This is a genomic window from uncultured Limnohabitans sp., from assembly GCF_937889215.1.
Taxonomy (GTDB): Bacteria; Pseudomonadota; Gammaproteobacteria; order Burkholderiales; family Burkholderiaceae_C; genus Limnohabitans_A.
On record NZ_CALBEX010000412.1, the window covers coordinates 1 to 4,382 of the forward strand.

At 54.7% G+C, this 4,382-nt stretch carries 5 protein-coding genes; all 5 read right to left on the reverse strand.

Annotated elements, in window-relative coordinates:
- Window positions 1-352: amidase family protein (locus Q0341_RS10440; RefSeq protein ID WP_299512954.1), on the reverse strand; the 352-nt coding region annotated here is incomplete at its 3' end.
- Window positions 352-1,761: a TRAP transporter large permease subunit gene (locus Q0341_RS10445; RefSeq protein WP_299512956.1), complete on the reverse strand. Its 1,410-nt coding sequence runs from the start codon at window positions 1,759-1,761 to the stop codon at window positions 352-354. The genes Q0341_RS10440 and Q0341_RS10445, both read right to left, overlap by 1 nt.
- Window positions 1,758-2,333 (reverse strand): TRAP transporter small permease subunit, encoded by a 576-nt coding sequence (locus Q0341_RS10450; RefSeq protein WP_299512958.1) that lies wholly within the window; start codon window positions 2,331-2,333, stop codon window positions 1,758-1,760. Before Q0341_RS10450 ends, Q0341_RS10445 begins: the two co-directional genes overlap by 4 nt.
- Before the next feature lie 73 nt (window positions 2,334-2,406).
- Window positions 2,407-3,570 (reverse strand): TRAP transporter substrate-binding protein, encoded by a 1,164-nt coding sequence (locus Q0341_RS10455; protein ID WP_299512960.1) that lies wholly within the window; start codon window positions 3,568-3,570, stop codon window positions 2,407-2,409.
- Between the two features lie 141 nt (window positions 3,571-3,711).
- Window positions 3,712-4,338 carry a molecular chaperone TorD family protein gene (locus Q0341_RS10460; protein ID WP_299512963.1) on the reverse strand — a complete coding sequence of 209 codons (627 nt, stop codon included), beginning with the start codon at window positions 4,336-4,338 and terminating at the stop codon, window positions 3,712-3,714.
- Window positions 4,339-4,382: the final 44 nt, after the last annotated feature.

Consider the following 4,382-nt stretch of genomic DNA (forward strand, 5'->3'; position numbering starts at 1 on the left):
CCCGCAAGCGGGACACCACGGTCGCGTCCCCCACCGAATAGCGTCCAGCATGGATGGCGCTGCCATACTCGGTTGGAAAGTCCATGGTGTCGATGATGTCCTTGACACCCACCGGCACGCCATAGAGCTCGCCAGGCAAATGACCTGCCGCACGGTCACGCTGCAGATTGGCTGACTGCAAGTCCACCACCCGGTCATCGCGGTGCGCAAAAGCGTGGATCGCTTGGTCAGCTGCATCGACAAAACGCCCGAGTTTGGCGGTGAACTCTTGCACCGTTTCCTGGCCGCTGAGCAAGTGCGCTCGCACTTCCAATGCGGTCAGGTCAGACACATTTTTCGTCGTCTCGGCCATCACTGCGCCTTGAAGAAATCGGGGTTGACCACCGACTCATCGTTGGGGTCGCGTTCCATCTCAACGGCTTGGTTGAAGAAATGGTCTGGCAAGTAGGTCACCATGGCCGGGTACACGTAGGTCATGGCCAGCGTGAACAAGACCATCCCGACAAAAGGCAAGCAACCTTTGAAGATGGTGACCAGATGCAGATCTTTGGGTGCAACCCCTTTCAAGTAATAGGCCGACATCGCCATCGGCGGCGTCAGAAACGACGTCTGCAAATTGATGGCGATCAAAATACCGAACAGGATCGGGTCAATGCCATACAAAGGCAGCAAAGGCAAGAAGATGGGCACGAAGATGATGATGATCTCGCTCCACTCCAGAGGCCAACCAAGGATGAAGATCAGCAACTGCGACAGCAACAAGAACTGAACAGGTGACAGATTCAAAGCCAGCATGAAGTCTTTGACCACATGCTCACCACCCAGGTAAGAGAAGACCGAAGCGAATGTGGCTGCACCCACGAAAAGGAAACACACCATGGCCGAAGTACGGGCCGTGAGGTAGACCGACTCGCGCAGACGCTGCCAAGTGAAGGCGCGGTAGACCACGGCCAAAATGATGCCGCCCAAAGCGCCCATGGCAGCCGCTTCACTGGGGGTGGCCAGGCCAAACAAAATGGAGCCCAACACCGCCATGATCAGCGCGGCCAAAGGCACAAAGGCCTTGAACACCAACACGATGCTTGCCCACACGGTGTAGTGCTCCACATCTTTGGGCTTGGGGCACAAAGAGGGGTTCAAAGTGGCGCGGACGATGATGTAAATCAAATAGAACAGAGCCAATGTGAAGCCGGGGATGATGGCCGCTGCATACAGCTTGACCACCGACACGCTGGCTGTGGCCGCGTAAACGATAAGCAAAATGGATGGCGGAATAAGAATGCCCAAGGTGCCGCCGGCAGTGATCACGCCCGAAGCCAATTTCTGGTCGTAACCGGCTTTGAGCATGGGGGGCAAGGCGATCAGGCCCATCAGGGTCACCACCGCGCCCACAATGCCGGTGGCCGTGGCAAACAAGGCGCAAGTGACAAGCGCCGCCACCGCCATTGAGCCAGGCAAAAATCGCAAACCGACCTGCAAACTCAGAAACAATTTATCGAGGATGTTGGCTCGCTCGATGATGTAACCCATGAACAAGAACAAGGGTATCGATATGAGCACATCGTTGTTCATCACACTGAAAGTGTTTTGCGTGAACAGGTAAAGGATGCGGTTGTCCCACATCAATTGATCTGGGGAGAAGTAGGCGTAAAAACCAAAACCGATGCCCATGGCCATCAAGGTGAAGGCGATGGGAAAGCCCAAAAAGATGAAAACAATGAACAGCCCCAACATGACGAGGGCAACGATAGGATCACTCATGGTGCGGCTTTCTCTGCGTGCTGTTGAATCAGCACTTGTTCCAATTCTTCAACGTCGCCACTGCGCGACAACCATTCGCCCGTGCGAATGCACACCAGGCAACGCATGACCTCGGCAGCACCGGCGATCAGCAAAGTCACACCCGCCACAAAAATCACCGACTTCAAGGGCCAAACAGGGACACCTGCCGGGCTGTTGACACTCGACTCCAGGATGCGGGCGCTTTCATAAGCGTATTGACCACCCGTGAACACCATGGCAAAAATAGCGGGGAAATAAAACAGCACATACAGCGTCAGATCGACTTTGGCCTGCGTGCGGTTGGGCCACTTTCGGTAAATGAAGTCGCCACGTACATGCGAGTTGCGCGAAACAGCATAGGCACCTGACATCATGAACAAGGCGCCGTACAACATGTAACTCATGTCAAACGCCCATACGGTAGGGCTGTTCAGCACATAGCGCATGAACACTTCAAAACAGGTGGATGCGGTCAATATCAAGACGCACCACGAAAATGCATGCCCGATCGACTTGCTCAGAACGTCAATCCTGCGAATCCAAATTTCCATGTGATTTACCTATTTCAGACAAAAGAAAGACTGCCGAAACGAATCTCGGCAGTCTTTGAAGCTTACGCCAAGATCAGACTGGCAGCTTGGTTTTCTGCACGTGTTCGTAAGCCATTTTGTAGTTGGCTTCGTTGGTGAAGTGGTAGAAACCGACGCGACGCGACCAGGCTTTGAACGAATCGTTCACTTCCTTGAACATGTCAACTTCTTTTTCCAACTTGGCCGTGACAATGTCCCAGGCAGCCAACTGGCCTTTGTAGACATCTGCAGTGGTGCGCGAGACCTGAACCTTGTGCTTGACGATCAACTCTTGCAAGTCTTTGGAGTAGTTCTGGTGGGCCAAGGCAGTCGATGCAGTCGATGCGGCTTCGGCGGCGTACTTCAGGACCGCCTTCAGGTCGGCGGGCAAGGCGTTGTACTTGTCCTTGTTGAAGATGATTTCAAAGAATTCCTGGGCTTGGTGGTAGGAACCCATGGAGTAGAACTTGGCCACGTCTTGTGCGCCAAAACGCATGTCCGATGTGGGGTTGTTGTATTCAAAAGCATCGATCACACCGCGCTGCATGGCAGGAACGATTTCGCCGCCAGGCAACTGCGCCACGGCCATGCCCATTTCCTGCAACATGTCAGCTGCCAAGCCGATGGTACGGTACTTGAAACCCTTCAAGTCAGTTGCCTTCTTGGGTGGAGATTTTTTGAACCAACCCAGTGGCTGCGAAGGCATGGGGAAGGAGAAGAAGCCGACGACGTTCAGGTTCATCTTGGCGACCAGTTTGTCCCACAGCTGCTGACCACCACCGGCTTGAATCCAGCTCAGACCGATTTCGGGGGTGGCGCCACTCACGGGGCCAGTGCCAAACAAAGAAGCCACTTTGGACTTGCCGTACCAGTAGCCGGACACGTGGTGACCACCGTCGAGCACGCCTTTGCTCACGGCATCGATGATTTCGAAAGGCTTGACCACGGCACCAGCTGGCAGGTACTCGATTTTCAGGCGGCCACCGGACATCTCATTGACGCGGCTGACGTACAGCTGAGCCATTTCGCTGAAGATGTCGTTGGCACCCCAGGAGCCTTGCATCTTGAACACGATGGGGGCCTGGGCCACGGCGATCATGGGCACTCCAGCCAGAGGTACAGCCACGGCTGCAGTGGCGGCTTTGCCAAAGAAACGGCGACGGCTGGCTTCGGGGGCATCGGTCACTGTCGAAGAAATGTCTTGTCGGTTTTGGGTCATGGGTTGTCTCCTGTTGAACATTCAAGCGCGCAAAAATTACCACTTGATATTAGATTATGTATGCAGCAACACGTCAGGTCGTAAGTGGAAACCCGGATCCGAGCTGTCATTTTTTTCAAGTCGAATCACAAATTTTTTCAATCAAGACACCAAATCAAAACCTTGCATCTCAACGCTGAGGAACCCGGCCGTGAATTCAGCCAGGCGGGCATAAAAAACAGCTTGCGGGTGCGTTTGGATCGCCTGACACATGTGCGACACCCAAGGCTGCACATGTTGACTGAAGAAAGCCATTTGATGCGTCAGGTTGGACACCGCCACATCGTCACCCGCAATCAAGTAGCGCATCACCTCGAACACATAAGCCGCATGGTCTTCGGTTTCGGACATGTCTTGACTGCGAGCCAAACCCAGAGCGGCCAAATCGTCCCGCAGCCGGACCAGGGGTTTTTCATTCAGGAAACCACTCAAATAGTGCGAGCCAAACAAATACACCTCGGGTTTGCCGACACCGCCAAACAAACGGTTGTATTCGTGGGCAATCTGCGGCTGACTCAGTTGGCGTGCGCAAGCCACCAACTCACGCCAAGGTTCCTCCAGAAATCCCCCAGCATCGGGGGCCTCGGTCACGGCGACCTGCAATTGGCCCAGCAAGTCGGCCGTGGGTGCAGCATAGAACAGCTGCGACAGTAGGCCATAAACCTCGGCGCGGGCGGTTTCTTCGTCCAGCGCGTGGCTGTTGGCGGACAGGTTCAGGTCTTGACTCATGGCAACAATTCAGGGGGTTTTAGGGGGCAGCTGGCCATCGGTGA

Bases quoted from the DNA above. Each gene is read 5' to 3' on its own strand.
- Q0341_RS10450 (WP_299512958.1), bottom strand. From the start codon at position 2,333: ATGGAAATTTGGATTCGCAGGATTGACGTTCTGAGCAAGTCGATCGGG.
- Q0341_RS10445 (WP_299512956.1), bottom strand. From the start codon at position 1,761: ATGAGTGATCCTATCGTTGCCCTCGTCATGTTGGGGCTGTTCATTGTT.
- Q0341_RS10455 (WP_299512960.1), bottom strand. From the start codon at position 3,570: ATGACCCAAAACCGACAAGACATTTCTTCGACAGTGACCGATGCCCCC.
- Q0341_RS10460 (WP_299512963.1), bottom strand. From the start codon at position 4,338: ATGAGTCAAGACCTGAACCTGTCCGCCAACAGCCACGCGCTGGACGAA.